This window comes from Microbacterium sp. C23T (assembly GCF_053345975.1).
In genome coordinates this window covers 161,249-187,316 of sequence record NZ_JBKFBD010000001.1, presented here as the reverse complement: position 1 = coordinate 187,316, position 26,068 = coordinate 161,249, and the positions used below count along the sequence as shown (strand labels likewise).

At 70.6% G+C, this 26,068-nt stretch carries 27 protein-coding genes; 10 read left to right on the top strand and 17 right to left on the bottom strand.

Annotated elements, in window-relative coordinates; translation table 11 throughout:
- Nucleotides 1-13: 13 nt before the first annotated feature.
- Genes kdpC through ACLBXX_RS00870 form a run of 5 tightly spaced genes read right to left on the bottom strand, consistent with a single transcriptional unit; the run spans nt 14 to nt 4,755 of the window.
- Complete coding sequence (kdpC, locus tag ACLBXX_RS00890) at nt 14-622, bottom strand: potassium-transporting ATPase subunit KdpC (protein WP_447656424.1); 609 nt, start codon at nt 620-622, stop codon at nt 14-16.
- A gap of 18 nt (nt 623-640) precedes the next feature.
- Nucleotides 641-2,845: a potassium-transporting ATPase subunit KdpB gene (gene kdpB, locus ACLBXX_RS00885; RefSeq protein WP_447656423.1), complete on the bottom strand. Its 2,205-nt coding sequence runs from the start codon at nt 2,843-2,845 to the stop codon at nt 641-643.
- A gap of 1 nt (nt 2,846) precedes the next feature.
- A complete protein-coding gene (kdpA, locus tag ACLBXX_RS00880) occupies nt 2,847-4,529 on the bottom strand; it encodes a potassium-transporting ATPase subunit KdpA (RefSeq protein WP_447656422.1) in 1,683 nt (560 codons plus the stop codon).
- Nucleotides 4,529-4,618, bottom strand: coding sequence for a potassium-transporting ATPase subunit F (locus tag ACLBXX_RS00875; RefSeq protein WP_045302164.1), 90 nt, complete (start codon nt 4,616-4,618; stop codon nt 4,529-4,531). The genes kdpA and ACLBXX_RS00875 overlap by 1 nt, the downstream gene beginning before the upstream one ends.
- Complete coding sequence (locus tag ACLBXX_RS00870; RefSeq protein WP_157005676.1) at nt 4,615-4,755, bottom strand: hypothetical protein; 141 nt, start codon at nt 4,753-4,755, stop codon at nt 4,615-4,617. The genes ACLBXX_RS00875 and ACLBXX_RS00870 overlap by 4 nt, the downstream gene beginning before the upstream one ends.
- Nucleotides 4,756-4,915: 160 nt before the next feature.
- On the opposite strand from ACLBXX_RS00870, the gene ACLBXX_RS00865 reads away from it, so the two are divergent.
- Complete coding sequence (locus ACLBXX_RS00865) at nt 4,916-5,410, top strand: toxin-antitoxin system HicB family antitoxin (RefSeq protein WP_447656421.1); 495 nt, start codon at nt 4,916-4,918, stop codon at nt 5,408-5,410.
- Nucleotides 5,410-6,270, top strand: a complete 861-nt coding sequence (locus tag ACLBXX_RS00860; protein ID WP_447656420.1) for a DUF4097 family beta strand repeat-containing protein — start codon at nt 5,410-5,412, stop codon at nt 6,268-6,270. Before ACLBXX_RS00865 ends, ACLBXX_RS00860 begins: the two co-directional genes overlap by 1 nt.
- Nucleotide 6,271: 1 nt before the next feature.
- On the opposite strand, the gene sufU is transcribed toward ACLBXX_RS00860, so the two are convergent.
- From sufU to ACLBXX_RS00845, 3 genes are all read right to left on the bottom strand, one after another.
- The gene (gene sufU / locus ACLBXX_RS00855; RefSeq protein ID WP_387142794.1) at nt 6,272-6,724 is read right to left on the bottom strand and encodes a Fe-S cluster assembly sulfur transfer protein SufU; all 453 of its coding nucleotides are present in this window, start codon (nt 6,722-6,724) and stop codon (nt 6,272-6,274) included.
- Nucleotides 6,721-8,022, bottom strand: a complete 1,302-nt coding sequence (locus ACLBXX_RS00850; protein ID WP_447656419.1) for a cysteine desulfurase — start codon at nt 8,020-8,022, stop codon at nt 6,721-6,723. Before ACLBXX_RS00850 ends, sufU begins: the two co-directional genes overlap by 4 nt.
- A 71-nt stretch (nt 8,023-8,093) precedes the next feature.
- A complete protein-coding gene (locus tag ACLBXX_RS00845; protein WP_447656418.1) occupies nt 8,094-10,220 on the bottom strand; it encodes an APC family permease in 2,127 nt (708 codons plus the stop codon).
- Nucleotides 10,221-10,315: 95 nt separating this feature from the next.
- On the opposite strand from ACLBXX_RS00845, the gene ACLBXX_RS00840 reads away from it, so the two are divergent.
- From ACLBXX_RS00840 to ACLBXX_RS00830, 3 genes are all read left to right on the top strand, one after another.
- The gene (locus tag ACLBXX_RS00840; RefSeq protein ID WP_447656417.1) at nt 10,316-11,416 is read left to right on the top strand and encodes a VanZ family protein; all 1,101 of its coding nucleotides are present in this window, start codon (nt 10,316-10,318) and stop codon (nt 11,414-11,416) included.
- Nucleotides 11,417-11,530: 114 nt separating this feature from the next.
- A complete protein-coding gene (locus tag ACLBXX_RS00835; protein WP_447656416.1) occupies nt 11,531-12,265 on the top strand; it encodes a hemerythrin domain-containing protein in 735 nt (244 codons plus the stop codon).
- Between the two features lie 17 nt (nt 12,266-12,282).
- Complete coding sequence (locus ACLBXX_RS00830) at nt 12,283-12,741, top strand: SRPBCC family protein (RefSeq protein ID WP_447656415.1); 459 nt, start codon at nt 12,283-12,285, stop codon at nt 12,739-12,741.
- 61 nt (nt 12,742-12,802) lie between these two features.
- Here ACLBXX_RS00830 and ACLBXX_RS00825 read toward each other — a convergent pair whose 3' ends face one another.
- From ACLBXX_RS00825 to ACLBXX_RS00805, 5 genes are all read right to left on the bottom strand, one after another.
- Nucleotides 12,803-14,029, bottom strand: a complete 1,227-nt coding sequence (locus tag ACLBXX_RS00825; RefSeq protein ID WP_447656414.1) for an amidohydrolase — start codon at nt 14,027-14,029, stop codon at nt 12,803-12,805.
- 84 nt (nt 14,030-14,113) lie between these two features.
- Nucleotides 14,114-15,358: an RNA polymerase sigma factor gene (locus tag ACLBXX_RS00820; protein WP_447656413.1), complete on the bottom strand. Its 1,245-nt coding sequence runs from the start codon at nt 15,356-15,358 to the stop codon at nt 14,114-14,116.
- On the bottom strand, nt 15,355-15,738 hold the full coding sequence (locus tag ACLBXX_RS00815; protein ID WP_447656412.1) for a YciI family protein: 384 nt from the start codon (nt 15,736-15,738) through the stop codon (nt 15,355-15,357). Before ACLBXX_RS00815 ends, ACLBXX_RS00820 begins: the two co-directional genes overlap by 4 nt.
- A gap of 154 nt (nt 15,739-15,892) precedes the next feature.
- Nucleotides 15,893-16,912 carry a LacI family DNA-binding transcriptional regulator gene (locus ACLBXX_RS00810; protein WP_387142815.1) on the bottom strand — a complete coding sequence of 340 codons (1,020 nt, stop codon included), beginning with the start codon at nt 16,910-16,912 and terminating at the stop codon, nt 15,893-15,895.
- A gap of 36 nt (nt 16,913-16,948) precedes the next feature.
- Nucleotides 16,949-18,631 (bottom strand): glycoside hydrolase family 13 protein, encoded by a 1,683-nt coding sequence (locus ACLBXX_RS00805; RefSeq protein WP_447656411.1) that lies wholly within the window; start codon nt 18,629-18,631, stop codon nt 16,949-16,951.
- A gap of 74 nt (nt 18,632-18,705) precedes the next feature.
- Here ACLBXX_RS00805 and ACLBXX_RS00800 point away from each other — a divergent pair, with 74 nt between their 5' ends.
- Complete coding sequence (locus ACLBXX_RS00800) at nt 18,706-19,224, top strand: adenine phosphoribosyltransferase (RefSeq protein WP_387142821.1); 519 nt, start codon at nt 18,706-18,708, stop codon at nt 19,222-19,224.
- A 27-nt stretch (nt 19,225-19,251) separates the two neighbouring features.
- On the opposite strand, the gene ACLBXX_RS00795 is transcribed toward ACLBXX_RS00800, so the two are convergent.
- Both ACLBXX_RS00795 and ACLBXX_RS00790 read right to left on the bottom strand, forming a co-directional pair.
- Nucleotides 19,252-19,851, bottom strand: coding sequence for a pyridoxamine 5'-phosphate oxidase family protein (locus tag ACLBXX_RS00795; RefSeq protein ID WP_447656410.1), 600 nt, complete (start codon nt 19,849-19,851; stop codon nt 19,252-19,254).
- Between the two features lie 138 nt (nt 19,852-19,989).
- The gene (locus tag ACLBXX_RS00790) at nt 19,990-20,922 is read right to left on the bottom strand and encodes a 2-hydroxyacid dehydrogenase (RefSeq protein WP_447656409.1); all 933 of its coding nucleotides are present in this window, start codon (nt 20,920-20,922) and stop codon (nt 19,990-19,992) included.
- 108 nt (nt 20,923-21,030) lie between these two features.
- On the opposite strand from ACLBXX_RS00790, the gene ACLBXX_RS00785 reads away from it, so the two are divergent.
- Nucleotides 21,031-21,465, top strand: coding sequence for a DUF1761 domain-containing protein (locus ACLBXX_RS00785; protein WP_447656408.1), 435 nt, complete (start codon nt 21,031-21,033; stop codon nt 21,463-21,465).
- 19 nt (nt 21,466-21,484) lie between these two features.
- On the opposite strand, the gene purQ is transcribed toward ACLBXX_RS00785, so the two are convergent.
- Together purQ and purS are read right to left on the bottom strand one after the other, a co-directional pair.
- Entirely contained in the window at nt 21,485-22,192 is a 708-nt protein-coding gene (gene purQ, locus ACLBXX_RS00780) for a phosphoribosylformylglycinamidine synthase subunit PurQ (protein ID WP_310287083.1), read from the bottom strand.
- Nucleotides 22,189-22,437 carry a phosphoribosylformylglycinamidine synthase subunit PurS gene (gene purS / locus ACLBXX_RS00775; RefSeq protein ID WP_310287085.1) on the bottom strand — a complete coding sequence of 83 codons (249 nt, stop codon included), beginning with the start codon at nt 22,435-22,437 and terminating at the stop codon, nt 22,189-22,191. Before purS ends, purQ begins: the two co-directional genes overlap by 4 nt.
- A gap of 274 nt (nt 22,438-22,711) precedes the next feature.
- Between purS and ACLBXX_RS00770 the strand changes: the two genes are divergently transcribed.
- The 3 genes from ACLBXX_RS00770 to ACLBXX_RS00760 all read left to right on the top strand — a co-directional run bounded on the left by ACLBXX_RS00770 (nt 22,712) and on the right by ACLBXX_RS00760 (nt 26,054).
- On the top strand, nt 22,712-23,983 hold the full coding sequence (locus tag ACLBXX_RS00770) for an ABC transporter substrate-binding protein (protein ID WP_375870138.1): 1,272 nt from the start codon (nt 22,712-22,714) through the stop codon (nt 23,981-23,983).
- A gap of 134 nt (nt 23,984-24,117) precedes the next feature.
- Complete coding sequence (locus ACLBXX_RS00765; protein ID WP_310287091.1) at nt 24,118-25,149, top strand: carbohydrate ABC transporter permease; 1,032 nt, start codon at nt 24,118-24,120, stop codon at nt 25,147-25,149.
- The gene (locus ACLBXX_RS00760; protein WP_056365228.1) at nt 25,146-26,054 is read left to right on the top strand and encodes a carbohydrate ABC transporter permease; all 909 of its coding nucleotides are present in this window, start codon (nt 25,146-25,148) and stop codon (nt 26,052-26,054) included. Before ACLBXX_RS00765 ends, ACLBXX_RS00760 begins: the two co-directional genes overlap by 4 nt.
- The last annotated feature ends 14 nt before the right edge of the window (nt 26,055-26,068 follow it).

The window sequence follows — 26,068 nt, the reverse complement described above, 5'->3', positions numbered from 1 at the left end:
GCGGGGCGCACGGTCACCGGCCCAGGGCGTCGAGGGCGAGGTTCAGCTCGACGACGTTCACCCGCGGCTCGCCGAGGTAGCCGAGGTCGCGCTGCTCGACGTGCGCCTCGACCAGAGACCGCACCTCGGACTCGGTGAGCCCGCGGGCCGCCGCGACGCGACGCACCTGGAGCAGCGCGTACGCCGGGCTGATGTGGGGATCCAGGCCCGAGCCCGACGCGGTCACCGCGTCGGCGGGCACCTGCGACGGGTCGACGCCCTCGAGCTCCGCGACGGCCGCCTTCCGTGACTCGATGGCGGAGACGAGGTCGGGGTTCTCCGGGCCGAGGTTGGAGCCGCTCGACGCCCCGCCGTCGTACCCGTCGCCGGCGGCGGAGGGACGCGACTGGAAGTACTGCGGAAGCGCCGCGCCCGAGGCATCCGCGAAGGACTGCCCGATGAGCGCCGACCCGACGGTGTCGCCCGCAGAGTTCTGCACGAGCGAGCCGTTGGCCTGCCACGGCAGGACGAGCTGACTGATGCCGGTGACGAGCAGGGTGTAGCCGACGCCGAGCACGAGGGTGAAGACGAGCATCGCACGGACGGCGACGCCGGTCGTGCGGACGGTGGTGCGAGTGGACACGAAGACTCTCCTAACGGGTCAGAAGCCCGGGATGAGGCTCACGACGAGGTCGATGAGCTTGATGCCGATGAAGGGGGCGATCACGCCGCCGAGCCCGTAGACGAGCAGGTTTCGGCTGAGGATCTGCGAGGCGCTCGCGGGGCGGTACTTCACGCCCCGCAGCGCCAGCGGGATGAGGATCACGATGATCACGGCGTTGAAGATGATCGCGCTCGTGACGGCCGAGGCCGGCGACGAGAGCTGCATGACGTTGAGCGCCGCGAGGCCGGGGAACACCCCCATGAACATCGCCGGGATGATCGCGAAGTACTTCGCGATGTCGTTGGCCAGCGAGAAGGTGGTGAGGGCGCCGCGCGTGATCAGCAGCTGCTTGCCGATGCGCACGATGTCGATGAGCTTCGTCGGGTCGGAATCGAGGTCGACCATGTTGCCGGCCTCCTTCGCGGCGGAGGTGCCGGTGTTCATCGCGACGCCGACGTCGGCCTGCGCGAGCGCGGGGGCGTCGTTGGTGCCGTCGCCGGTCATCGCGACGAGGTTGCCGCCCTCCTGCTCCGCGCGGATCAGTGCGAGCTTGTCCTCCGGCGTCGCCTCGGCGAGGTAGTCGTCGACGCCCGCCTCCTTCGCGATGGCCGCGGCCGTCAGGGGGTTGTCGCCCGTGATCATGACCGTGCGGATGCCCATCGACCGCAGCTCGTCGAACCGCTCGCGCAGGCCGTCCTTGACGATGTCCTTGAGGTGGATCACCCCGAGCACCCGGCCCGCGCCGGAGGGATCGAGCTCGGCGACGACGAGCGGCGTGCCGCCCGACTGCGCGATGGCGTCGGTCTCGCTCGTCAGCTGGGTGCGCGCCGCGGTCGGGACGTCGGATCCGGATGCTGCGAGCCACGCGATCACGGCAGAGCCGGCGCCCTTGCGCACCTGCGTGCCGTCCGCGAGGTCGACGCCGCTCATGCGGGTCTGGGCGGTGAAGGGGACGACGGTGGAGCCGGCGGGTTCAGAGACATGGATGCTGCGCACCGCGGCCAGCTCGACCACCGAGACGCCCTCGGGCGTGGGGTCGGCGAGCGACGAGAGCGCGGCTGCCCGTGCGAGCTCGTCCTCGCCGACGCCCGGCATCGCGACGAAGTCCGAGGCGCGGCGGTTGCCGTACGTGATGGTGCCCGTCTTGTCGAGGAGCAGCGTCGTGACATCGCCCGCGGCCTCGACGGCGCGGCCCGACATCGCCAGCACATTGCGCTGCACCAGGCGGTCCATGCCGGCGATGCCGATGGCCGAGAGCAGCGCCCCGATCGTCGTCGGGATGAGGCACACCAGCAGCGCGATCAGCACCGGGATGCTCACGGGCGACGCGGCGTAGGACGCGATCGGGTTGAGAGTCAGCACCACGATCACGAAGACGATCGACAGGCTCGCGAGCAGGATGTTCAGTGCGATCTCGTTGGGTGTCTTCTGCCGCGCGGCGCCCTCGACGAGCGCGATCATGCGGTCGACGAACGTCTCGCCCGGCTTCGACGTGATGCGCACGACGATGCGGTCCGACAGCACGCGGGTGCCGCCGGTGACGGCCGAGCGGTCGCCGCCCGACTCGCGCACGACCGGCGCAGATTCGCCCGTGATCGCCGACTCGTCGACGGTCGCGATGCCCGCGACGATGTCGCCGTCGCCCGGGATCAGCTCGCCGGCCGACACGATGACGACATCACCGAGCTTCAGGTCGGACGAGGAGACCTCGACCGTCTCGGCGCGGTCTGCCGCAGCATCCGTTGTCCCGTCGTAGGCGGTGACGCGACGCGCCATGGTCGACGTGCGGGTCTTTCGCAGCGACGCGGCCTGAGCCTTGCCGCGGCCTTCGGCCACCGACTCCGCGAGGTTCGCGAAGAGCACGGTGAGCCACAGCCACACGGCGATGCCCCACGTGAAGCCGAAGGGCACCGCAGTGCCGCCGGACTGCTCGGGGCCGCCCAGGAACGGCTCGGCGATCGCGATCGCCGTGGTGAGGGCGGCGCCCACCCACACCAGGAACATGACGGGGTTGCGCCACAGCGCCGCGGGGTCGAGCTTGCGCAGCGCGCCGGGCACGGCCGCCCACAGCTGGGCCGCACTGAACGCCCGGGAGGACGGCTTCGGCGGCTTCGGCGAGACGGTGCCCGCGATGGGATGCGCCGTGGATTCCACCTCCCCTGTCGTTGAGCGAGCGAAGCGAGACGAAACGTCAGTAGGCATGTCAGACGAGCCCTTCCGCCAGGGGACCCAGCGTGAGAACGGGGAAGTAGGTGAGTGCGGTGATGACGACCGCGACGACGGCGAGGAGGCCGACGAACTGCGGGCGATGGGTGGGGAGGGTGCCGGCCGTCGAGGGCACCGGCGTCTGGGCGGCGAGCGAGCCGGCCAGGGCGAGCACCAGCACGATCGGCAGGAACCGTCCGAGCAGCATCGCGACGCCGAGCGCCGTGTTGAGCCACGGGGTGTTCGCGGTGAGCCCCGCGAACGCCGAACCGTTGTTGTTGGCCGCCGAGGTGAACGCGTAGAGCACCTCGCCGAGGCCGTGGACGCCGGGGTTCCAGATCGAGGTCGACTCCATGTCGGACCGGATCGCCGGGATGCCGAAGCTCAGCGCCGTGCCCGCGAGCACAAGCGCGGGCGTCACGAGGATGTACAGGCTCGCGAGCTTGACCTCTGTCGGCCCGATCTTCTTGCCGAGGTACTCGGGCGTGCGCCCGACGAGGAGCCCGCCGACGAACACCGCGATGACGGCCAGCACGAGCATGCCGTAGAGGCCCGACCCGACGCCGCCGGGGGCGACCTCGCCGAGCATCATGTTGATCATCGGGATCATGCCGCCGAGCGCGGTGTACGAGTCGTGCATCGAGTTCACCGCGCCGGTCGAGGTGAGGGTGGTCGCTCCGGCGAAGAGCGTCGAGCCCCAGATGCCGTAGCGCACCTCCTTGCCCTCCATCGCGGCGCCGGCGAGCTGCGGCGCGGTGCCGAGCCCGAGCGACTCGAGCCACGTCACCGCCGTGATCGACACGACGGCGATCGTGCTCATGACGGCGAGGATCGCGTAACCCTGACGGTCGTCGTTCACCAATCGACCGAACGCCCGCGGCAGCGCGACGGGGATCGCGAGGATCAGCAGGATCTCGAGCACGTTCGACCACGGCGTCGGGTTCTCGAACGGGTGCGCCGAGTTGGCGTTGAAGAAGCCGCCGCCGTTCGTGCCGAGGAGCTTGATGGCCTCCTGCGAGGCGACCGGCCCGCCCGGGATCGACTGCGTGCCGCCCGCGACGGTGCCGACGTCGACGAACCCGTTGACGTTCTGCACCACGCCCGCGACCACCAGCGCGATCGCCGAGACGACGGCGAGCGGCAGCAGCAGCCGCGTGATCCCACGCGTGAGGTCGACCCAGAAGTTGCCGATCGTCGCGGACCCGCGCCGCGCGAAACCACGGACGAGCGCGACGGCGACGGCGATGCCGACGGCCGCCGACACGAAGTTCTGCACGGCCAGGCCCGCGAGCTGCACGGTGTAGCCCATCGTCAGCTCGGGGGAGTAGGACTGCCAGTTCGTGTTGGTCACGAACGACACCGCGGTGTTGAACGCGAGGCCCTCCGGCACGGCGGGGAGGCCCAGCGAGTACGGCAGCACGGCCTGGAAGCGCTGCAGCGCGTAGACGAAGAGCACGCCGACGGCGGAGAACGCGAGCACGCCGCGCAGGTAGGCCTGCCACGTCTGCTCGGACTTCGGATCGACGCCGACAAGCCGGTACATGCCGCGCTCGACGCGCCAGTCCCTGTCTGCGGTGTAGACGCGGGCGATCCAGTCGCCCAGCGGCCGGTAGAGGAGCGCGAGGATCAGGAGGACCGTGGCGATCTGGAGGACGCCGGTCCACACGGTGGCGGCGTCCATCAGAACTTCTCCGGCTTCACGAGCGCGACGACGAGGTAGACGATCGCGGCGAGGCCGAGGGCCGCGCCGACGAGTGAGAAGACGATCATCCCCACGCCTCTCCGCTCGTCGCTTCGCGCCGGGCGGAGCCTCGGGCGCGTGGGCCCAGCTTCTCCACCGCCTTGGCGACGAGTCCGACGAGCGCGAACAGCGCGAGGGTCAGGGCGAGGTAGATGACATCGAGCACAGGGTCTCCTGGAGGGTGCGGTTCAGGTGCGGATTCGATGCAACTCCGGGACGGATGCTGCAGCCGCCGTCCTCACGGAATACGAACGCCGTCGCGCCCGACGCTCACGGGTCCCTGACGCGGCGTTGACATGACACCACACTGATGTCACTCTGACGTCATGCAGATCGCGACCCATGTCGAGGAGCTCCAGCGCCAACTCGCCGCCGCCGCGAGTCCCGATGACTCCGAAATCGCGGCGCGTCTCGCGGCGGCGCTCGAGCCCGCAGTGCGGCTCGTGATCCTCGAGGCGCTGTCCGAGGCGGCGGGCGAGATCACGCGGGAGCTCGCGCCAGGGTCCGTCGACGTGCGCCTGCGCGGGCGCGACGTCGACTTCGTCGTCGCACGGCCGCGGGCCGAGCCCGCGACCGAGGTCGCCGCGAACCCCAGCGGTCCCGTCGTGCTCGCGGCCGCGGCATCCGATGATCCCGATGACGCCACCGCACGCACCACCCTGCGCCTGCCCGACTCGCTCAAGGCGCGCGCCGAGGCGGCCGCGACCGCCGAGGGGCTCTCGCTCAACACGTGGCTGGTGCGGGCCGTCGCTGCGGCCGTCGAACCCGCACCCGCCGCGGCTCGGGGTTCGAGCTCCGCCTACACCGGCTGGGTGCGCTGATGCCCACGTTCCCGGTGTCGGGCCCGGCGGCCGTGCGCATCGAGCTGCAGATGGGCCGCATCGACGTCGTCGCCGAACGCCGCCGCGACCTCGCCGTCGACGTCGCGCCGGCGAACCCGCACCGCGCCGGCGACCGCAGTGCGGCCGAGGCGGTGCGCGTGACCCAGGCAGGCTCCGACCTGCGCATCGTCGGCCCGGTGCGGTTCAACCTGTTCGGCTCCGGTGACTCCGTCGACGTGTCGGTGCGGATCCCCACCGGTTCTGACGTCTCGCTCGCGCTCAAGTACGGCTCGATCCGCGTCGCGGGCGCGGTCGGCACCGCGCGCATCGCGCTGGACTACGGCGACGCGACCCTCGAGCGCACCGGTCGCGCCGACCTCGGTCTCGGACACGGCGAACTGCGCGTCGAGCATGTGCGCGGCGATGCCGACGTCGACATCAAGTCCGGCCGTGCGCGCATCGGCATCGTCGACGGGGCGCTGCGGCTCAAAGGATCCGACGCCGGCATCGACGTCGGCTCGGTCTCGGGCGTCGCCGACATCGCGACGTCGAGCGGCGTCGTGCACCTGGGCGACCCGGGTCCCGCGCTCACGGTGCGGTCCGCCTACGGCCCGGTGCGCATCGGCGACCTCAACGGGGGGACGGCGCGGATCGAGGCCTCCTACGGCGCGGTGGATCTCGGCATCCGCTCGGGCACGGCGGCGTGGCTCGACGCGTCGAGCCAGCACGGCGTCGTGCGCAACGAGCTCTCGGCGGCCGCAGGCCCGGTCGAGGGCGAGGCGTCGGTCGAGCTCTACGCCCGTGCCGGGTACGGCGACATCACGGTGCACCGCACGCACCCCGTCGCCGGCGGCGACTGAGTCACGCCCGGGCGGTCGCGTCCTCGAAGGCGACCCACGCGAGCATCGCGCACTTGACGCGCGCGGTGAACTTCGAGACGCCCGACAGGGCCGCGGCGTCGCCGAAGACCTCTTCATCCAGCGCGATCTCGCCACGTGAGCGCAGCGCCTCGCGGAAGCCTTCGACGAGAGCGGATGCCTCGGCCCGCGGCATCCGTCCCTCCTCCTCGATGAGCGCGGCGAGCATGGACGCCGACGCCTGCGAGATGGAGCAGCCGGCGCCGTCCCACGTGACCTCGTCGACGGTGGTGCCGTCGTCCGAGAGGCGCACGCGGAGCGTGATCTCGTCGCCGCAGATGGGGTTGCGCTGGTACGACGTGGCGACCCGGCCCTCTTCGGCGCCGAGGCCCTTGCCGTGCGGGCGCTTGGAATGGTCGAGGATGAGCTCCTGGTAGAGCGATTCAAGGCCGCTCATGCGCCGGCTCCGAAGAACGCGCGCACACCCGAGAGCGCGTCGAGGAACACGTCGACGTCGTCCGCGGTGTTGTACAGCGCCGACGACGCGCGCACCGAGGCCGTGAGGCCGAAGCGCCGATGCAGCGGCTGCGCGCAGTGGTGCCCGACCCGCACGGCCACACCCCGCGCGTCGAGGAACTGGCCCACGTCGTGCGCGTGCACGCCGTCGACATCGAACGCCCAGAGGCCCACGCGCTCCGCGCCCGGCGCGTCGCCGAGCAGCCGCACGCCGGGGATCGCACGCAGGCCGTCGCCCATGCGCGCCTCGAGCGCCTTCTCGTGCGCGTGCACGGCGTCCATGCCGATGCCGTTCAGGTATCGCACCGCGGCCGCGAGCCCGATCGCCTGCGACACCGGCTGCGTGCCGGCCTCGAAGCGCTGCGGTGGCGGCAGGTACGACGCCTCCTCGAGGGTGACGGTCGTGATCATCGAGCCGCCCGTGAGGAACGGCGGCAGGGCCTCGAGCACGTCGGCGCGGCCGTAGAGGCCTCCGACGCCGTAGGGTCCCAGCATCTTGTGCCCCGAGAAGACCGCGAGGTCGACACCGAGCGCGGGGAAGTCGAGGGGCAGGTGCGGCGCCGACTGGCACGCGTCGAGCACGGTCACCGCACCGACGGCCTGCGCCAGGGCGACGAGCTCGGCGACCGGGTTCACGATGCCGAGCACGTTCGACACGTGCGTGAACGCGACGATCCGCGTGCGCTCGCCGATGAGGGTGGCGGCAGCATCCATGTCCAGCGTGCCGTCGTCGTGGACGGGGATGTGGCGCAGCACCGCGCCGGTGCGGGCGGCCAGCTCCTGCCAGGGGATGAGGTTCGCGTGGTGCTCGGTCTCGGTGATGACGATCTCGTCGCCCGGCTTCAGCGCGAAGCGCGCGCTGGCGGGGGCGCCTCGTCCGACCGACGCGTTGCCGATCGCGTAGGCGACGAGGTTGAGGCCGGCGGTCGCGCCGCTCGTCCACACCAGCTGCTCGGGGCGCGCGCCGACGAAGCCGGCGACCGTCGAGCGGGCGTCTTCGAAGAACTCGGTGGCCTCGGCGGCGAGGGTGTGCGCGCCGCGATGCACGGCGGAGTTCGCGCGCGTGAGGAAGTCGACCTCGGCGTCGATGACAGCCCGCGGCTTCTGGCTCGTCGCACCCGAGTCGAGGTAGACCAGGCGCTCGCCGTTCACGCGCTGGCCGAGGAGCGGGAAGTCCGCGCGCAGGGTGGCGGCGTCCAGGGGCGCGGCCTGGGAGGGGGCGGGGGCGGCAGAACTCACCCCTCAAGGCTACGCGGGATGCCGCCACTCGGCGCCGGGTGCTCGTTCGGGTCGGGCGCCCGGCGCCGGGGTCAGGGCTTGGTCGAGATCGACGCGTCGGGGGCGTCCGCCTTCTCGGGCGGCCCGGCGGGGCGGACGACCCGGCGGCCGGCACGATGGACCTCCGGTGCGGTGACGCGTCCGGCGCGGTCATCGCCCGGGAGCGCGCGCGACCGGCGTCCGTAGATCAGCTCGGACGAGTCGAGCAGCCAGGGCACCAGCGTGATCGAGACGCCGTGCACGAGCATGAGCTGCTGCGCGATGCGGCGGGCGCGGCGGTTGTGCAGGATCGACTCCCACCAGTGGCCGACGATGTACTGCGGCAGGTAGACGGTGACCACCGACGACCCGTGCTCTTCGCGGTACTTCCTGACGAACTCGGCGATCGGGCTCGCATACATGCGGTACGGCGATTCGATGATCTTGAGGGGGATCGGCATGCGGTGCTGGCGCCACTCCGCCTCCAGCGCCGCCGCATCCTCCTTCGTCACCGAGACGTGGACCGCGAAGGTCTTGTCGTGTTTGGCGGCGAGGGCGTAGTCGACGGCCTTCACGACGGGCTTCTGCAGCCGGTTGACGAGGATGAGGGCGACGTCGCCCGTCGACCCGAAGTGCGTCTGGTCGTCCATCTCGATCTCGTGCTCGACGTCTCGGTAGTAGCGGTGCACACCGACCATGAGGAACGACAGGATCGGGATCGCGAGGAACACGAGCCACGCGCCGTGCGTGAACTTCGTGATGGTCACGATGACGAGGACGGATGCCGTCATCGTGGCGCCGAGGGAGTTGATGACGAGACCCTTGCGCAGGCCGAACAGCTCGGCGCGCGCCGAACTTCCGTGGCGTGCTTCGGGCGGGAGCTCGCGGATGCCCTTGATCCCCCGGATCCAGTGCCGGATCATGCCGATCTGGCCGATCGTGAACGAGACGAACACGCCGATGATGTACAGCTGGATCAGGTTCGTGAGGTTCGCCTGATACACGATCAGCACGCCGATCGCGACGAGGCCCAGGATGATCATGCCGTTGGAGTACACCAGGCGGTCGCCGCGGGTGTTGAGCGCCTTCGGCGCATAGCCGTCGCGCGCGAGCACCGACCCGAGCAGGGGGAAGCCGTTGAACGCCGTGTTGGCGGCGAGCAGCAGCACGACCGCCGTCGCCGCCTGGATGATGAAGAACGGAATCGAGTTCATCCCGAACACCGCCGACGACACCTGCGCCATCAGGCTCGGCTGCGGATTGGAGCAGTCGAAGCCGATGAGGTCGCACGGGTTCTCGGCGTAGTGGACGCCGGAGACGAGCGCGATCGCGGTGAGTCCCGCGAAGAGCAGGATCGCGATCCCGCCCATCATGGCGAGGGTGGTCTGGGCGTTGCGCACCTTGGGCTTGCGGAACGCCTGTACGCCGTTCGAGACGGCCTCGACGCCTGTCAGGGCCGAACAGCCGCTCGAGAACGCGCGCAGCACCAACAGGATGACGGCCGCCTGAGTGAGGCTCTGCGTCTCGATCCCGTACTGGGCGCTGGAGGCGACCGGTGGGTTGCCGGTCACGATCTGGAAGAGGCCGACGACGATCATCACTCCGACCGACCCGATGAAGATGTAGGTGGGGATCGCGAACGCGCTCGACGCCTCGCGCACTCCGCGGAGATTGATGACGACGATGAGGATGACGAAACCGACGGCCAACTCGACGCGCCAGGGGTTGAGCACCGGCAGCGCCGAGATGATGTTGTCGACGCCGGACGCCACCGACACGGCGACCGTCAGCACGTAGTCGACGAGCAGCGCGGACGCCACGATGACGCCCGGGACCTCGCCGAGGTTCTTGCGCGCCACCTCGTAGTCGCCGCCGCCGGACGGGTAGGCCTTGATGAGCTGCCGGTAGCTGATCACGACGACGATCAGGAGCACGATCACCGCGACGGCGACCCACGGAGCGAATGCGAGGAACGCGAGGCCGCCGGTCAAGAGGATGAGCAGCAGCTCCTGCGGGGCGTACGCGACCGACGACAGTGCGTCGGACGCGAAGATCGGCAGCGCCCGCTTCTTCGGGAGCAGGTGCTCGTCGGAGTCTGTGGACGCGAGCGGGTCGCCGAGGATGAGGCGCTTGGCGATCGGCGTCTCGTCCACCGACTGCTCGCGGCTTTCGTTCGTCACGGCCCGTAAGGCTACTCGTGAGGAGAACGTGAGGATGCATCCAGACGACCATCCTCACGAAATCCATACGGGTGCCTCTCTGGGACACTCGTAGCGTGGACGAGCAGATCATCCTCGGTGTGCTCGCGATCACCCTGGGGGTGGTCGTGGGGGTGCTGCTCTTCGTCCCCTTCGTCGCGCTCAGCTACCGCCGCCGGGGCGGATTCGGCGTCGGCCGCTTCGTGGTGTGGGGCGCCGCGCTCGTCTACGTGATGGCGATCTGGACCTACACGCTCCTGCCGCTCCCCGACCCCGACACGATCGCGTGCGCGGGCGTGAACATCGACGTGACGGCGATCGCCGACGACCTTCGCGGAGCCCTCGTGCGCCGCGGCAGCGGCTTCGCGACGGACCCCGCCGTCCTGCAGCTGCTGCTCAACGTCCTGCTCTTCGTGCCGCTCGGCTTCTTCCTGCGCGTGCTCGGAGGCCGCGGCGTGATCACCGCCCTGGTCGTCGGCGTGGGGCTGTCGGGCTTCGTCGAGGTCACCCAGCTCACCGGAGTCTGGGGCCTCTACCCCTGCGCCTACCGCGTGTTCGACGTCGACGATCTGCTCACGAACACCCTGGGGGCGGTGCTCGGCTCGCTGCTCGCGCTCGCCGTGCCGCGGCGCTACCGCGGGTCGCCCCGCCTGCCCGACGCGGACCAGCCGCAGCCGGTCACGCGCGGCCGGCGCCTGCTGGGCATGCTGTGCGACGGGCTCGCGGCCTGGGTGCTCACCCTCACGGTGGTCGTCGCCGTGCAGCTCGTGCTCTACCTCCTCGGTGCGGACGCCGCCGTGCGCGACGGATCCGCGGCGAACCTCATCGGCTCCGCCGTGCCGATCGTCGTGTGGCTCGTCGCGACACTCGCGACCGGCGGCACGATCGGCGATCACGCCGTGCAGCTGCGCTTCACCGGCGGGCCGCTCCCGGTGGGGCTCGCGCGCTTCCTGCGCTTCGTCGCCGGCATCGGCGGCTACCTCGTGCTGAACGCGCTCCCCGGCGCCTGGACCTTCGTGGCCTCGGTGTTCGCCGTCGTCTCGATCGTCCTCGTCTTCACGACCGACGGGCGTCGCGGCCTCCCCGGTCTCGCGTCGGGTCAGCGCCTCACCGACGCGCGCGAGCTGGAGGAACCGGATGCTGCGCCTCCCGGTTCCGCGACGGCCCCCGGCCGCTGAGACCGGGGGCGGGCGCGCGCAGGCCTGGGGCGACCCGCGGCGCGAGAGTAGAATCCGGCTGATCACCGCCTGGGGCCGTCAACGTCGACGAGCTGCGGGGATCGGGGGTGCGATATGGCGACCAAGCTGCCCTCCTCCGGAGCCATGCCGGAGGGGCAGGAACCCGGCTGCGACACGTCCGGCCTGATCCTGGTCCACAGGATCTTCCGCTGGCTCTACCGCGAGCTGCCACAGCTCGTGCGCGGCGTGCCACCCGGAGATGTCGAACGGGCCGCGATCGTCGGCCGGTACGCCCACCTCGACTTCTACGCGCTGCACATGCACCACGAGACCGAGGACACGGCGCTGTGGGACAGGCTGGTCTCACGTGACCCCGGGTGCGCGCTGCACGTCGACCAGATGCGCGCGCAGCACGCCGAGGTCGCGTCCCAGCTCGCCCGGATCGAGCCGCAGCTCGAGCCGTGGCTCCGGACGGCGGATGCCACGCTCCGCGACGCGTTCGCCGTCGACATCGAGCATCTGCGCGACACCCTCGTGGTGCATCTGGGGCAGGAGGAGGACGACATCATGCCGGTGGCCGGCGCCGTCCTCTCCCAGCAGGAGTGGGACTGGATGGAGGAGCACACGCGGGCCGAGCTCATGGCGCACCGGAAGGAGCTCGGCAAGGACATCATGTCGCTCCAGCTCGGACTGCTGGTGGCCAGCGTGCCTGAGGCCGAGCGCGACGAATGGATGCGCGCGAACGTCCCCGCGCCGATCCGGCTGCTGTACCAGCTGCTGATGAAGCGGCAGTACGACAGGGCGATGCGGGAGCTCTACCCCGACCGCCCGGTTCCCGCGATGGTGTGACGGCCATGTGGAGACGCGTGACGCTGGACGTGCATCTCGACCACCCGCCCGCTCGCGTGTTCCCGTACTTCGCCGACCCCGGCACGTGGCACGACTGGGCGCCCGCGGTCGAGCTCCGCCGGCGCGTCGGCGACGGGCCGGCGAGCGTGGGCAGCCGCTGGACGGCGGTCGACCACATCATCGGCCCGTTCCGCGTCCACTTCGAGGACGTGCTCGAGGTCGTCGAGGCCGACGAGCGGGTCGTGTGGCACTCCACCTCGCCGTGGAACTCGCGCGTCGAGTACGCCTGCACTGCCGAGGATCGCGGCACGCGCGTGCGCGCCGACTACGGGGGCGACGTGGCGGGGTGGCTGCGGCTGGTTGCGCTGCTCCCCACGTTCGTCCTTGCCCGCATCCTCATGCGCGACTTCCGCGGTCTCCAGCGACTGCTCGACGCCGAGGATGCCCGCGCCGGAGCCGTCGCCGAACCCGCCTGACGTGCTCCGCGAGAAGGGCCGGAGGGAACGGATGCTGCGGCCCGCAGCATCCGTCCGCCGTCTACGCCGTCGGCGTGCCGAGGAACTCGCGCGCGGCGACCACGAGCGCGTCGACGCCGCGGCTCAGCGTGGGCTGGAGCACCGGGGCGAAGAAGGGCGAGTGGTTGGTCGGGATGTCGCGCTCGACCGTGCCGGCGGCGGTGGCTTCGGCGAACTTCGCCGGGTCGACGCCGCCCCAGAACCAGAACACCAGCGGCACGCCGGCCTCGCGGGCGAACCACGAGACGTCCTCGCTGCCGGTGAACATGCCCGGGTCGATGACGGTGCCGTCGCCGAACGCCCCGTCGAACGCGGCGGTCAGGCGCGCGGTCGCGTCGGCGTCGTTGATGGTCGGGGGGAGCGTGTGGTCGGTGACGATGACGGGGGGTTCCTCCGCGCCCGAGGCCTGCGCCTCGGCGCGGACGATGCGCTCCACCTTCTCGAGCACGCGGGCACGGGCCTCGTCGTCGGGGTAGCGCAGGCTCAGCTCGAGCTTCGCCTCGGCCGGGATGATGTTGTTCTTGAGGCCCGCGTGGATCGACCCGACCGTGACGACTGCGACGTCGCGCGGGTCGACCTCGCGCGACACGATCGTCTGCAGCCGCATGACGGTGGCCGCCGCCATGACCACGGGGTCGATCGTCGCCTGCGGGCGCGAGCCGTGGCCGCCGCGGCCCAGCAGCGTGACCGTGAGGCCGTCGGACGCCGCCATCTGCGTGCCGCTGCGCACGCCGATGGTGCCGGCGGGGAGCGGGGTGACGTGCTGACCGAGCACGATGTCGGGCTTCGGGAACCTCTCGAGCACGCCGTCGGCGATCATCGCCTGCGAGCCGGCGCCGTACTCCTCGGCGGGCTGGAAGACGGCGACGATCGTGCCCGACCACTCGTCCTTCGTGGCGACCAGGCGCTCGAGGGCGCCGAGCAGCGCGGTGACGTGCATGTCGTGTCCGCACGCGTGCATGACCGGCACGTCGTTGCCGGCCGGATCGGTGCCGCGGGCGGTGCTCGCGTAGTCGAGACCGGTCTGCTCGGGCACCGGCAGCGCGTCCATGTCGGCCCGCAGCCACACGACGGGACCTTCGCCGTTGCGGATCACCCCGGCGACGCCGGTCTTGCCGATCCCCTCCTCGAACTCGACGCCGAGACCGGTCAGGTGCTGTGCGATCACCCCCGCCGTGCGGGTCTCCTGGAAGGACAGTTCCGGATGCCGGTGCAGATCGACGTAGATCGCTTCGAGGTCGAGGGTCATGCGGTCGAGCCTATCCCCGGGGTGCCGGCCCCTCGGATCGGTGCCGCCCCGCATCGTGTCCGGGCGAGGCGGGGCGGGCCGGGATCACCACACCAGCTGGTCGCGGCGCCTGATGAGGTACGCGCGTTCGGCGGGGTTGCCGGCGAGATCCACGGCACGGTCGTAGGCCGACCGCGCCTCCTCGCTCCGCCCGAGCCGGCGGAGGAGGTCGGCGCGCGCGGCGTGGAAGGCGTGATACCCGTCGAGAGGTCCGCCGAGCCGGTCGAGCTCGGCGAGTGCGACGTCGGGACCGTCGATCTCGGCGACCGCGATGGCACGGTTGAGTCGCACGATGGCGGACGGATCGGCGCCGAGCAGGCGGTCGTAGAGAGTCACGATCTGCGACCAGTCGGTGTCGCGGGCGGACGGGGCGGCGGTGTGCACCGCGTTGATCGCGGCGAGCAGCTGGTAGCGCCCCGGCGGATCGCCGCCGGCGGCGACCGCGGCGATCCGCTCCCGGACCAGCGCGTGGCCCTCGACGATCAGATCGCGGCTCCACGCTCCGCGATCCTGCTCTTCCAAGGTCACGAGTTCGCCCGTGCGGGACACGCGTGCGGTCCGCCGTGCGTCGATCAGCAGCATCAGCGCGAGGAGTCCGGTCACCTCGCCCTCATCGGGAAGAAGAGCGCGCAGCAGCCGGCCCAGGCGGATGGCCTCGTCGCTCAGGTCCGCCCGCATCGGGTCGTCGCCACCGGTCGCCAGGTAGCCCTCGTTGAAGATGAGGTAGACCACCGCGAGCACGCCGGCGAGCCGCTCGCGGAGATCGGTCGCCGACGGCACCCGGTACGGGACGTGTGCCGCCGCGATCTTCGCCTTCGCGCGGGTGATCCGTCGCGCCATCGTGGTCTCCGGGACGAAGAAGGCGCGGGCGATCTCGGCGACCGTGAGTCCGCCCAGCAGCCGCAGCGTCAGCGCGACCCTGGCCTGCATGCCGAGGACGGGATGACAGCAGGTGAAGATCAGCCGGAGCCGGTCGTCGTCGACCGGTCCCGTCGGCTCGGGAGGAGAGTCGTCGGACAGCATCTGCGCCGCCTTGTGCTTGTCGTCGCGGCGCGACTCACGTCTCAGCCGGTCGATCGCCTTGCGCGTCGCGGTGGTGGTGAGCCACGCACCCGGGTTCGGGGGCACGCCGTCACGCGGCCAGCGCTCCACGGCGACCGTGAACGCCTCCGCGGCGGCGTCCTCGGCGAGGTCGAGGTCGCCGAAGCGGCGGGCCAGGCCCGCCACCACCCGCGCCCACTCCTCGCGGTGGGCGCGGGTGATCGCCTCAGCGACGGCGGGGCTGGTCACGAATCGGACGCGTGCCGCTCCACGATCTCCGTCATGTCGGAGGGGAAGCGGTGCACTTCCTGCGGCCAGTCCAGGGCGACGGCCAGTCGTCCCGCCCAGTAGCGGGCAGCCTCGTCGTCGGGCACGTTGATCGCGGTGAAGCCGCCGAGATGCTCCTTCGTCTCGGCGAACGGCCCGTCGGTGAAGACCGGCTCGCCGTTCTCGCTGACGACGCTGCAGACCGCGGTCGAGGCGTCGATGCCCCCCTCCGCGAAGAGGAAGACGCCCGCGCTCGTCATCTCCTCCAGCAGCGCCCGCGACGCCTCGCTCTTGCTCCGCAGCTGGTCGGCCGTGTGCAGGGGCACCCACTCGTCGTTGAATGCGATCAGGTACTTCGGCATTGTCGTCTCCTCTTCATCGGGACGAGGACCCCGTCATGGATCCTCCGTCGCGGTGCCCGAAAGGGCCCGCATACCTGATCCACGAACGGTGAGGCTCGGATACGACACTATTCCCGAGATCGATCCCGAGGTCGATGAGGAGACCGCGACGTGGTCACTGCGGCAGGCGCGCCGTGGATCCTCGCACGATGAGCTCGAAGGGCAGCTCGCCCGGCCGGTGTGTCGGAGTCTCGGCATCGGTCGACTCCAGCGCCTCGAGGATGGCGTCGGCGGCGCGCTCGCCCTGGCCGAGGGGGAACTGGTCGACCGTCGTGAGGCGGAAGAACTCGCCGAGCTCGTGGCCGTCGATGCCGATGACCGACAGGTCCTCGGGAACCCGATAGCCGAGCTCGCGGGCCGCGAGGAGCGCCCCGATCGCCATCTCATCGGATGCCGCGAAGATCGCGGTCGGCCGGCTCCCGGGCTTGCCCAGCAGCTGCTTCGCGGCGCGGAAGCCGCCCTCGATGGTGAAGTCGGCGGGCTCGAACAGGGACGGGCTGACCTCGATGCCGGCGTCGGCCAGCGCCAGTTCGAACCCCTGCCGGCGCTGCGTCGGGATGTGGAAGTCGATGTCGAACTCGGGGCTCGCGCCGATGTGCGCGATCCGCCGATGGCCGAGCGCGAGCAGGTGCTCGGTGGCCAGCCGCGCCACGGCGACATCGTCGACCGTGAGGGTCGTGAGCAGCGGATTGGGTCCGCCGATCGCGATCACCGGCAGGTCGAGCTCGACGAGACGCTCGGTCTCCTCCTGACCGAGCTCGAGCGAGATCGCGATGACCCCGTCCACGCGCTGGCGCCGCAGGAACGTGTCGAAGATGTCGTGCCGCTCGCCGCGGTCGGCGGTGAGGCTGTAGAGCGTGATGTCGTAGCCGCGGCGCATGAGCGCCGAGGCGATCCCGCTCAGCACGGTCGAGAAGAACCAGCGGTCGAGGAACGGCACCAGCACGCCGATGTTGCGCGTGCGCCCCGAGGCGAGGCTCGACGCGGACGCCGACACCACGTAACCGAGGCTCTTGGCGGCTTCCTCGACCTTCGCCTTCGCGCCCGCCGAGACGTGCCCGCGCCCGCTCAGCGCGCGCGAGACGGTCGCCGTCGAGACCCCCGCCGCGCGGGCGACCTCGTCGATGCTGACCACGTCGTCACCGTACCTTCTCGTAGACCAGCGCGGGTGTCAGGCGGTCTCGATCCAGACCGTCGTGTCGCCCGGGAGCTCGCCGTCCGCGACGGGACCGCTGGACGCGATCACGATACCGCCCGGCAGCGCGATCGGCGTGGAACCGGTGTTCGCGATGACGGTGACATTCCCGTTGCGGAATGCGACAGCATCCGTGCCGTATCCGTCGATCCACTCGAGCGAACCCGCACCCAGCGACCGTGCCCGGCGCTCGGCGAGCAGCGTGCGGTAGAGCTCGAGGGTCGAGCCCTCGACGCCGGTCTGCGCGTCGCGTGCGAGCGTCGCCCACTCGGTGGGCTGGGGCAGCCACGACGCTCCGGACTCGTTGAAGCCGTAGGCCGGGGCATCCGCGTTCCACGGGATCGGAACGCGGCAGCCGTCGCGGCCGTACCGCTCGCCGTTCGTGCGGAACCACGTCGGGTCCTGACGGGCGTCCCCCGGGATGTCGATGACCTCGGGCAGCCCGAGCTCCTCGCCCTGGTAGAGGTAGGCGGAGCCCGGGAGCGCGAGCATGAGGGTCGTGGCGGCGCGGGCGCGGGCGAGTCCGACCTCGCGGATCGGCTGACCGGGGGAGTCCGGGCCGATGCCGTGACCCTGGGGGTTCTCGGCCGTGAGGGCGAGACGCGACGCGTGGCGAACGACGTCGTGGTTCGAGAGGACCCACGTCGAGGGAGCGCCGACGCCCGGGAACGCGTCGAGCGACACGTCGATGACCTCGCGGAGGTCGGCGGCGTTCCACTTCGTCTCGAGGTACGGGAAGTTGAAGGCCTGGTGCATCTCGTCCGAGCGCACCCACTCGGCGGTGCGCGCGGCGGTGGGCAGCCACGCCTCGGCGGCGAGGGCCCGGTCGCCCTGGTACTCCTCGAGGATCTTGCGCCAGTCGCGGTAGACCTCGTGCACGGCGTCCTGGCCCCAGTAGGGCACGTTCTCCGCTTCGCCGCCCATCGAGCCGGCCTCGGGGTTCGGGATGTAGTCCGGCAGTCCCTCGGCCTTCACCAGGCCGTGGGCGACGTCCACGCGGAAGCCGTCGACGCCGCGGTCGAGCCAGAAGCGCAGGATGCGGCGGAACTCCTCGCGCACCTCCTCGTTCGACCAGTCGAAGTCGGGCTGCGACGAGTCGAAGAGGTGCAGGTACCACTGGCCGGGCCGGCCGTCGGGCTCGACCACGCGCGTCCACGCCGGGCCGCCGAAGACGGACTCCCAGTTGTTGGGCGGCAGCTCGCCGTTCTCGCCCTTGCCGTCGCGGAACATGTAGCGCGCGCGCTCGGTGCTGTGGGGAGCAGCGGCGAGGGCCTGCTGGAACCACTCGTGCTGGTCGGACGAGTGGTTCGGGACGAGATCGACGATGACACGGATGCTGCGCTCATGCGCCGCGGCCAGCATGTCGTCGAAGTCGGCCAGGGTGCCGAAGAGCGGGTCGACGTCGCAGTAGTCGCTGACGTCGTAGCCGGCGTCCTTCTGGGGCGAGCGCTGGAACGGGCTCAGCCAGATGGCGTCGATGCCGAGGTGCGCGAGGTCGTCGAGGTGCGCGGTGATGCCCGGGAGGTCGCCGATGCCGTCGCCCGACGCGTCTGCGAAGGAGCGCGGGTAGATCTGGTAGATGACGGCGGTGCGCCACCACTCGCCGCCGACGGTGGTGAGGAACGCGTCCGTGCGCTCGATGGTCTCTGCGGAAGTCATCCGGCCAGCATACTGCAAGCGCTTACACTCCCTCGTAACGAAAGACGCACAGGGGCCGGGCGTAGGGTTGGCGGGTGCTGTCCGAAGCCCTCACGCGCGCCGAATCCCTCATCCGCACGATCCCCGACTACCCGGAGCCGGGGGTGCAGTTCCGCGACATCACGCCTCTGCTGGCGGATGCCTCGGCCCTTCGCACCGTCATCCACGCGATGATCGCCCCGTTCGAGGGGTCGTTCGACGTCGTCGCCGGGGTCGAGGCGCGCGGGTTCCTGCTCGCGGGCGCCGTCGCGATGGAGGCCGGCGTGGGCCTGGTGCCGATCCGCAAGGCGGGCAAGCTGCCTCTGCCCGCAGCATCCGTCTCCTACGCGCTCGAGTACGGCACCGCCACGATCGAGGCGCACGACGACATCGCCGGGGGCGTGCGGGTGTTGCTCGTCGACGACGTCCTCGCGACCGGCGGCACGCTCGTCGCGGCGCACGAGCTCGTCGAGACGCTGGGTGGCGTGGTGGTGGGCACCGCGGTGCTCATGGAGCTGACGGCGCTCGGCGGCCGCGAGGTCGTCGGCGACGTGCACACGGTCTTCACCGCCTGACGTCGCGTCCGTGATCGGCATCGCCGGTCACCCGTCGGAGCCGGGCTCCGGGAGCGTGTCCTGCGGACCCGTGCGCGGCCCGAAGTGCGGGATCGGTGCGGGGCGTTCGGCGCGCGGCTGCCGCGGCGGTTCGGGTGGAGCCGGGAGCGTGGCGTCGCCCTCGAACGGCATGAGCGGATCCCTGCGGCTCGCGTGCTGGGGGAACCGCCGCCCGGTCACGCTGTTCGCGACGACCTTCATGACGAAGAACTTCGCGGTCGGGCTCCACGACGCGAGCTGGCGGACCCCGCTGTCACGGATCTCGTCGTCGCGGGTGACGCGCTGCGCTTTGCCGCGGATCACGACGCTCCAGTAGTGGTCGTCGTCGGTCGCGCCGTCGACCTCGAAGGCGACCATCGGGTGCTGCGCGATGTGGAGGAGCTTCGCGTCGCGCGCCGTGCGGATGTACAGGGCGCCCTCGTGGGCGACGTAGTTGACCGGGAAGATGTCGGGCGCGCCGTCGGCGTTGTCGACCGCGAGCCGGCCGAGTTCGGCGGTCTGCAGGTACTCCCAGCACGCCGAAGCGGCAAGCCGCTCCACCTTCGGCGGCTGGTCTGCACTCGGGGGATCGCTCGGGGAACCGTTCATCGCGCACCACTGTCCGTCCTCCGGTCTACCTCAGAGCGGGGGAGAACTGAAGAGGGCGCCTGCGCGAGCGCTGCAGATTCCTGCAACTGCTGCGTCGCGCGACCCAGCAGTTGCAGGAGAGTGCAGCAGCAGTGGGCGTCAGCGCCCGAGCACGACGTTGATCGGCGGCTCGCCGGCGGCGAGGCGCTCGATCTGGGTGCGCACGAGCTTCGCGACCCGAGGGCGCATCGCGCTCGACGCGCCGCCGACGTGCGGGGCGATCAGCACACCGGGCAGGCCCCAGAGCGCGTGGCCCTCGGGGAGGGGCTCGGGGTCGGTGACGTCGAGGGCGGCGCGGATGCGCCCGCGACGCACGTGGTCGACGAGCGCGTCGGTGTCGACGAGGGTGCCGCGGCCGACGTTGACGATGAGCGCGCCGTCGGGAAGCGCCGACAGGAACGCGTCGTCGACGAGCCCCCGGGTAGCTTCGCCGCCGGGCAGGGTGAGGATCACGATCTCGGCCTGGGGGAGCAGCTCCGGCAGCTCGTCGATGCCGTGCACCGCGACGCCGTCCTCGTCGCGGGCGCGCGACGCGACGGGGATGAGCTCGACCTCGAAGGGCTCGAGCCGCGCGGCGACGGCCTTGCCAACGCCGCCGTAGCCGAGCAGCAGCACACGACGGTCGGCGAGGCTCTGCGCGAAGACCGGGGCCCAGCGGCCGGCCGCGGTGTCGACGGCGAACGCGTCGATGTGGCGCTGCGCCGCGATCGCGAGACCCACCGCGAGCTCCGCGGTCGAGGTCTCGTGCACCGACGCCGCGTTCGCGAAGACGAGGCCCTCGGGCAGGATGGCGGCGACGCCGTCGTAGCCGATCGACTGGCCCTGCACGAGACCCACCTCGACGCCCTCGAGACGCTCGAGCACACGCGCCATCGACATGTACGGCGGCACGACGATGTCGAACCGGTCACGCGGGGCGGCAGCATCCATCGGCCACACCACCAGCTCGACGCCGTCGGGCAGGGCGCCAAGATCTGCGGCGAGCTGCTCGGTGGGGACGCTGACGACGAGATTCCGGGTGTCTGTGCTCACCCGCTCCACGCTACCGGCGCGGTGCGGGTCCGGCGTTGCCGGGCGGCGCTACGCTCGCGTCGAGCGGCGACCGCGACCCGTTGCGGCGCCTGGGCGGAGGAGGCGGACATGGTTCCCGAGATCAACTACTGGGCGGTGCTGATCGCGACGGCGTCGAGCATGGTCGTCGGCTCGATCTGGTACACGCCGAAGGTGTTCGGCACGCGGTGGGCGAAGCTCGCGAACGTCGACATGAACCGGCCGGGCGCGAGTGCCGTGGTGCCGATCGTGGTCACGGTGTTCGTCAGCTTCGTGACCGCGTGGGTGCTCGCCGGCGCCTCGTCGATCGCATGGCACTTCTTCGGCGGCAGCTACCTCTGGGCGGCGCTGCTCACCGGCGTGATCCTCTGGGCGGGCTTCACCGCGGCGCGCTTCATCACCCACGACGCCTTCGAGGGGCGACCGTCGTCGCTGACCGTGCTCAACATCTCGCACGAGCTCGTGACCATCGTCGTGATGGCGCTCATCATCGGCGTGTGGCCGCCGGCCGGCACGGTCTCGTAGCGGTATCGGATGCTGCGGCTCAGGCCGCGGCGCCCACCACGGCGGCGATGGCCGAGGTGAAGAACGACAGGCCGTCGACGCCCGACCGCATCGCGGCGGCCGTGTCCGGACCGAAGCCCGGCTCGACGGCGTGCTCGGGGTGCGGCATGAGGCCGACCACGTTGCCGCGCTCGTTGGTGATGCCGGCGATGTCACGCAGCGACCCGTTCGGGTTCACACCGAGGTAGCGGAAGGCGACGAGGCCCTCGCCCTCGAGGCGGTCGAGTTCGGACTCCGAGGCGATGTAGCCGCCGTCGGCGTTCTTGAGCGGGATCACGATCTCCTGGCCGGAGGCGAAATCGCTGGTCCACGCGGTGTCGTTGTTCTCGACGCGCAGCTTCTGGTCGCGACGGACGAACTGCTGGTGCGCGTTGCGGATCAGGCCGCCCGGCAGCAGGTGCGCCTCGACGAGCATCTGGAAGCCGTTGCAGATGCCGAGGATCGGCATGCCCTTGGCCGCGGCATCCTTCACCTCCGCCATGATCGGCGCGAGCGCCGCGATGGCTCCGGCGCGCAGGTAGTCGCCGTAGCTGAAGCCGCCGGGCAGGACCAGCGCGTCGACGCCGTCGAGGTCGTGCGAGCCGTGCCACAGCGCGACGGCCTCGCCGCCGGCGATCTCGATCGCGCGCTGCGCGTCGCGGTCGTCGAGCGAGCCGGGGAAGGTGATGACGCCGATGCGTGCGGTCATTCGACGACCTCGATGCCGACGACATCCTCGATCACGGAGTTGGAGAGGATCTCGTCAGCGATGCGCTGGGCCTCGGCGAGCACCTCGTCGGTGACCTCGCCGTCGACGGTGAGCTCGAACCGCTTGCCGATGCGCACCGCGCTGAAGTCGGAGACGCCGAGACGGGCGAAGGCGCCCGAGACGGCCTTCCCCTGCGGGTCCAGAAGCTCGGCCTTGGGCATGACGTCGACGACGATGGTGGGCATGTGACAGCTCCGGATGTCGCGGGCAGGGGTCCCCTCCAGTCTACGGGCCGTGCACGTGGCGTTTCTCCGGCCGTCCAAGAGCCCCGCCCGAAGCGCCATGAGAACCCCGTGACACAACCGTGATCAATCCATGGGAGCGCTCCCTTGACTTCGTGGGAGCGATCCCATAGCGTTGCGTCTCGATCGATGGGAACGCTCCCACGACCACCACGGCACGGTTCCCTCCGCGCCGATCCTGCAACACACACGACCCTGACAACACAAAGGAGTGACAGTGAACGCACGCGCCTTCCGCAGAAGCGCCGTGGCAATCGCCGCATTCTCGGCTTCGGCCATCGTCCTCGCCGGCTGCGCCGGTGGCAGCGGAGACGAGGCCGGTGGCGAAGACGGCGAGATCACGCTGACCCTGGCCACGTTCAACGACTTCGGGTACGACGACGAACTCCTCCAGGAGTACATGGACGAGAACCCGAACATCAAGATCGTCCACAACAAGGCCGCCATCACCGACGACGCCCGCACGAACTTCTTCGCGAAGCTCGGCAAGGAGGGCCTCGCCGACATCGAGGCGGTCGAGGTCGACTGGTTCGCCGAGGCCATGCAGTACTCCGACCTGCTCGCCGAGGTGCCCGACAGCGCCAAGGGCCGCTGGGTCGAGTGGAAGGAAGAGGCCGCGACCGACGCGGACGGCCGTCTCGTCGGCTTCGGCACGGACATCGGCCCGCAGGCCGTCTGCTACCGCGCCGACCTGTTCTCGGCCGCGGGCCTGCCCTCGACGCCCGACGAGGTCGCCTCGGCGATCGACGGCGACTGGGACACGTTCTTCGACCTGGCCGACCAGTACAAGGCTGCGACCGGCAAGCCGATGCTCGACTCCGCGAACTCCGCGTTCCAGGGCATCGTCAACCAGATCGAGTTCCCGTATGACGAGCCCGACGGCACCGTCGTCGCGACCGACAACCCCGACCTCGAGGCTGCGTACAACCTCGTCGTCGAGCGCGGCATCCCGAACTCGGCCTACTCGGGCCAGTGGTCGGACGACTGGAACGCGTCGATGGCCAACGGTGAGTTCGCCGCGATGCTGTGCCCGCCGTGGATGCTCGGCATCATCTCGGGCAACGCGCCCGAGGTCACCGGCTGGGAGATCGCGAACGCGTTCCCGAACGGCGGCGGCAACTGGGGCGGCTCGTACCTGACCGTTCCGGCCAACGGCAAGAACGTCGACGAGGCTCTCAAGCTCGCCGACTGGCTGACCGCTCCGGAGCAGCAGGAGAAGACGTTCGTCAACGTCGGCGCCTACCCGAGCGCGCTCGACGCGCAGAGCGCTTCGTCGATCACCGACTCGAAGAACGAGTACTTCGCCGACGCGCCGACCGGCACGATCTTCGCGGACCGCTCCGCGGCGATCACGGTCACCCCGTACAAGAGCGCGGACTACTTCAAGTACAACACCGCTCTCCAGGACGCCATCACCCGCGTCTTCGACGGCACCCAGGACGCCCAGGCGTCGTGGGACGCGTACGTCGCCGAGGTCGAGGCCTTCTGATAGGCCGACACTGACGATCCGGTCCGCTCCCGCGGACCAGGTCTGACAGCAGAAGCGGAGTGCGTGCGGGTCCCCCCGGCCCGCGCGCACTCCGCCTCCACGCCCACCCCTCGACACCCGAATCGGAGCCACCGGTGACCACGACCGCCACCCGTACGACGGCATCCGGGCCGGCCGATCGGCCCGATCCGGAGCGCCAGCCGCGCGTCCTCTCCTTCTCCCACCGCCTCAGCCGCTGGGACCTGAAGCTCTCCCCGTACCTCTACATCTCGCCGTTCTTCATCCTGTTCGCGATCGTGGGCCTCTTCCCGATCGTCTACACGGCGGTGATCTCGTTCCAGGAGTGGGACCTCGTCCGCAACTCCGGCACCTTCGTCGGACTGGACCAGTACGTCTGGATCCTGTCGCAGGCCGACTTCTGGATCGCCCTGCGGAACACCTTCAGCATCTTCCTGCTCTCGTCGGTGCCGCAGCTCATCCTGGCGCTGTTCATCGCGGCGATGCTCGACAAGAACATCCGGTCCAAGACCTTCTGGCGGATGAGCGTCCTGCTCCCGTACGTCATGGCCCCGGTCGCCGTCGCGCTGATCTTCAGCAACCTGTTCGGCGACAACCACGGACTCGTGAACAACGTGCTCACGAACCTCGGCCTCAACCCGATCGCGTGGCACAAGGACCCGTTCTGGAGCCACATCGCCATCGCCACGATGGTCAACTTCCGCTGGACCGGCTACAACGCCCTCATCCTCCTCGCCGCCATGCAGGCCGTGCCGCGCGAGTACTACGAGGCGGCGACCGTCGACGGCGCCAACGCCTTCCGCCAGTTCTGGAGCATCACGCTTCCGTCGCTCAAGCCCACCCTGATCTTCGTCATCATCACGTCGACGATCGGCGGCCTGCAGATCTTCGACGAGCCGCGCATGTTCGACCAGACCGGCCGCGGCGGTGCCGCCGGCCAGTGGCTCACGATCACGCTGTACCTGTACAACATCGGCTGGGGCGAGTTCAACTTCGGCCGCGCCGCCGCCCTGGCGTGGATCCTCTTCATCATCATCCTGGCGATCGGCCTCATCAACCTCGCCATCACCCGTGCCCTCGTACGCGACGAGGGCGGACGCGGGGTCATCCAGCGCCGCCGCCGCGGCCGGAAGGGAGCCCAGCAGTGAGCGCCATCAGCACCCCGCCCCTCGCGGTCGTCGAGGAGAACCTGCCCAACGCCCGCCGGAGCCGGCGGACCACGAAGATCCGCGGCGTGCGCGCCGGGGTCTGGGTCTACGTCGGTCTCGGAGTCGTCGTCGTCTCGGCGCTCTTCCCCTACTACTGGTCGTTCCTGATCGGCTCGGGCGACGCCTCGACCATCAACAACCCGAACATGTCGTGGCTGCCGGGCGGCAACTTCATCGACAACGCCCTGAAGGTCATCAACGACCCTGCCGTGAACTTCTGGCAGGCGCTGTGGAACTCGATCTTCAGCTCCACCGTGATCGCGGCATCCGTCGTCCTGTTCTCGACCCTCGCCGGCTGGGCGTTCGCGAAGCTCCGCTTCCCGGGCGGCAAGTGGCTGCTGGCCTTCGTCGTCGCGACCATGGCGGTGCCGATGCAGCTCGGCGTCGTGCCCCTCTACCTGCTCTTCTCCGACCTGGGCTGGACCGGGCAGATCGGCGCCATCATCATCCCCGCGCTCACCAGCGCGTTCGGGGTGTTCTGGATGACGCAGTACCTGTCGCAGACCGTGCCGGACGAGCTGATCGAGGCGGCGCGCGTGGACGGGGCCAACATGCTCCGCACGTTCTGGACGGTCGGCGTGCCCGCCGCGCGCCCCGCCGCCGCGATGCTGTTCCTCTTCACCTTCGTCGGCGCGTGGAACCAGTTCTTCTGGCCCTTCATCGTGCTCGACCGGCAGAGCCCCACGCTCCCGGTGGCGCTCTCGCTCCTGCAGTCGAACTACTTCGTCGACTACTCGGTCGTGCTCGCCGGCGTGCTCCTCGCCACCATCCCGCTCCTCATCGTCTTCGCCTTCACGGGCCGGCAGCTGGTGAGCGGCATCATGGCCGGCGCCGTCAAGGGCTAGACCCTTTCCCCTCC

What these genes read in the sequence shown, in the direction of transcription:
- ACLBXX_RS00875 (WP_045302164.1), bottom strand. Translation starts at nt 4,618, where the DNA reads ATGATCGTCTTCTCACTCGTCGGCGCGGCCCTCGGCCTCGCCGCGATC.
- sufU (WP_387142794.1), bottom strand. Translation starts at nt 6,724, where the DNA reads ATGAGCGGCCTTGAATCGCTCTACCAGGAGCTCATCCTCGACCATTCC.
- ACLBXX_RS00805 (WP_447656411.1), bottom strand. Translation starts at nt 18,631, where the DNA reads ATGACTTCCGCAGAGACCATCGAGCGCACGGACGCGTTCCTCACCACC.
- ACLBXX_RS00865 (WP_447656421.1), top strand. Translation starts at nt 4,916, where the DNA reads ATGCAGATCGCGACCCATGTCGAGGAGCTCCAGCGCCAACTCGCCGCC.
- ACLBXX_RS00825 (WP_447656414.1), bottom strand. Translation starts at nt 14,029, where the DNA reads ATGACCCTCGACCTCGAAGCGATCTACGTCGATCTGCACCGGCATCCG.
- ACLBXX_RS00795 (WP_447656410.1), bottom strand. Translation starts at nt 19,851, where the DNA reads ATGAACGGTTCCCCGAGCGATCCCCCGAGTGCAGACCAGCCGCCGAAG.
- kdpB (WP_447656423.1), bottom strand. Translation starts at nt 2,845, where the DNA reads ATGCCTACTGACGTTTCGTCTCGCTTCGCTCGCTCAACGACAGGGGAG.
- purQ (WP_310287083.1), bottom strand. Translation starts at nt 22,192, where the DNA reads ATGACCGCACGCATCGGCGTCATCACCTTCCCCGGCTCGCTCGACGAC.
- kdpA (WP_447656422.1), bottom strand. Translation starts at nt 4,529, where the DNA reads ATGGACGCCGCCACCGTGTGGACCGGCGTCCTCCAGATCGCCACGGTC.
- ACLBXX_RS00835 (WP_447656416.1), top strand. Translation starts at nt 11,531, where the DNA reads ATGGCGACCAAGCTGCCCTCCTCCGGAGCCATGCCGGAGGGGCAGGAA.
- ACLBXX_RS00860 (WP_447656420.1), top strand. Translation starts at nt 5,410, where the DNA reads ATGCCCACGTTCCCGGTGTCGGGCCCGGCGGCCGTGCGCATCGAGCTG.
- ACLBXX_RS00815 (WP_447656412.1), bottom strand. Translation starts at nt 15,738, where the DNA reads ATGCCGAAGTACCTGATCGCATTCAACGACGAGTGGGTGCCCCTGCAC.
- ACLBXX_RS00785 (WP_447656408.1), top strand. Translation starts at nt 21,031, where the DNA reads ATGGTTCCCGAGATCAACTACTGGGCGGTGCTGATCGCGACGGCGTCG.
- purS (WP_310287085.1), bottom strand. Translation starts at nt 22,437, where the DNA reads ATGCCCACCATCGTCGTCGACGTCATGCCCAAGGCCGAGCTTCTGGAC.